The organism is Adlercreutzia equolifaciens, from assembly GCF_029076695.1.
Taxonomy (GTDB): domain Bacteria; phylum Actinomycetota; class Coriobacteriia; order Coriobacteriales; family Eggerthellaceae; genus Adlercreutzia; species Adlercreutzia equolifaciens_A.
Genome location: NZ_JARFIK010000418.1, coordinates 1 through 300, shown reverse-complemented (window position 1 = coordinate 300; position 300 = coordinate 1). Strand labels below are relative to the sequence as shown.

At 50.7% G+C, this 300-nt stretch carries 1 protein-coding gene; it reads left to right on the top strand.

What is annotated here, in order from left to right:
• Positions 1–90: 90 nt before the first annotated feature.
• Positions 91–300 (top strand): TetR/AcrR family transcriptional regulator (locus PZH32_RS12985; protein WP_275208670.1); only part of this gene is annotated, 210 nt, incomplete at its 3' end.

The following is a 300-nucleotide window of genomic DNA, read 5'->3' as shown; positions in this document are numbered from 1 at the left end:
GTCAAGACTTTTCTTTTCTTTAGTTGGAACTTTGGTATAATTTTCTTGACCACAAGCGAATGGCACACCTCAGAGAGAAAGAGACCGACCATGGCCGTGAAAGCACCGCGCCGGGTAAAATCCCAGAACACCCGCAAGAAAATCTTCGATGCCGCCGCCCGTCTTCTGAAGAAGCACGGCGAGGATTACCTTACTCTCGCGACTATCTGCGACGAGGCCGGCATCTCGAAGGGCACCTTCTTCTATCACTTCAATTCGAAGGAAGACCTCATGCTGTATTACCTGCAAGAGGGCTTCGAC